We start from the raw sequence: 1,687 nt of genomic DNA, 5'->3' as shown, positions 1-1,687 counted from the left end.
TAGAGCACCATATAGTTTAAAAACTAAGCAGCCATGGCCATGCTAATATGTAAATTGGTGATGGCTGCTGTGCGGTTGAGATCATATTCGTTTAATCTTAATCCAATGTATCTTGCCCTGTGTTTTTTCCGGTTACAAATAGATGCAAGTGCATGTTCTACTTTGGTTCTTTCCCTTGCTTGAGCACGACCTTCTGGTGTCTCAACGAACCTTCTTAGACCTTGTAACATCTCTTCATTGACATGTAATGTTAGTGTTTTGCCTGTTTTTGAATCTGTGCATTGTGGTTTCAACGCACATTTATCACAGCGCTCTTTACCAAATCGAATCTGAGTCGGCGTTGCACGACTAAATCCGGCACTATGCCCTGCGGGACAGACCGCACGGCGGTTAAGTAAATCTATTTCAAACTCCTTTTTACTGAACTTCCCTTTATTGGTCGACGTCCAGGGTTTAGCTATTACCTTATGACCAAGATGAAACAATTCCACTGTCCACGACGCGGCTAGATAACCACGGTCAATGCTGAGCTCCTTAACTTCTCCCACCTTTAGTACCTTAGGTTTGAGCCATTCTGCCGCTTTATGTTCCGGTTCATTAGCTGGCCGCACACAAGTGGCAAGTATCAGCTTCGTGTCTATATCAACGGCTATATGCTGTTTAAAACCATTGATTGTTCGGGAGCTGGACTTTTTACCATGTCGCATTGCTCCATCATGAAGCGATATAAGTCTGTCTTCTGCAACACCTTGCTTTATCCTGCTTCCACCATCAGGATCGGGCTCAATATTTTGAGATAGCACCGTGTCCAGCAAGGTCAAACAGGCTTGGAGCTCCTTATGCTCGGACACCAAGGGAGCCTGTGTACTAAGCCACTGCTGAAGCTGTAACACATCCTTGAGTAAGGTATTGATAGCGTTCTGTTTCTCCGCTGCAACTGACCAGTCAATGTCCAGCGCCGCTTTTATACTACTTTTCCCGACCAATTGTGTGCCGGCTTCAAGCTGGATTTGCTCTTCTGTCGTCATGCGGATCTTTGCTGCGCAACTGACCAAGAGTTCTAATGCGTGGCCCACCAGATTGAAGGTATCTTCAACACGCCCTGCGCCTTGTAATGGCGCGGAATCAAGGGCAATCCGAAGTTGTGTGTGACCAAAGCCCCCAAATTCTCTGGCGATATTCACCGTATGCTCTAATAGCACTTCATCCATATTGTGCCTGACCAGACGATGCCGGAAATCACACAATGTTCCTTGAGAAAAAGGGGCGATTTCATCATCAAGTGAGAGACAATTAAGAACCATGCGCCATCGCACATCAAACATGGCTTCAAGCGTGGCTGCCGCATCGGATTTTTGTTCATAACACTGCAGCAATGAGGCCATCGCAAGTAATGCCGCAGGCACAGGAGGTTTACCGATCGGATGGTCAGCATACAAGGTTAGCAATTGTTGCTCCATTTGAGCGTCAAAAATTCGATGGCGCTGCTCACGAAGAAACACAAATAATTTGCCGGAGTTCTTAAGTTTAGAGCAGATAAACTTCTCTTTTTTTGACAGTTCTACCGGGCAATCCCACTGACGTGATGAGGACATAATCAAATACTCTGAATGAAACAATTTGCGCATTTGATCATAGAGACGTTACAAAGTCGATCCCTGTATAATTTTTAAACTGATCGGTGTTC

General features: G+C 45.3%; 1 protein-coding gene. It reads right to left on the bottom strand.

Annotated features, from left to right (window positions below):
- Positions 1–23: 23 nt before the first annotated feature.
- Positions 24–1,595, bottom strand: coding sequence for a transposase (locus tag AEST_RS07935; RefSeq protein ID WP_039925223.1), 1,572 nt, complete (start codon positions 1,593–1,595; stop codon positions 24–26).
- Positions 1,596–1,687: the final 92 nt, after the last annotated feature.

The organism is Alishewanella aestuarii B11, from assembly GCF_000280055.1.
Taxonomy (GTDB): domain Bacteria; phylum Pseudomonadota; class Gammaproteobacteria; order Enterobacterales; family Alteromonadaceae; genus Alishewanella; species Alishewanella aestuarii.
This window is presented reverse-complemented; position numbering and strand designations above follow the sequence as displayed.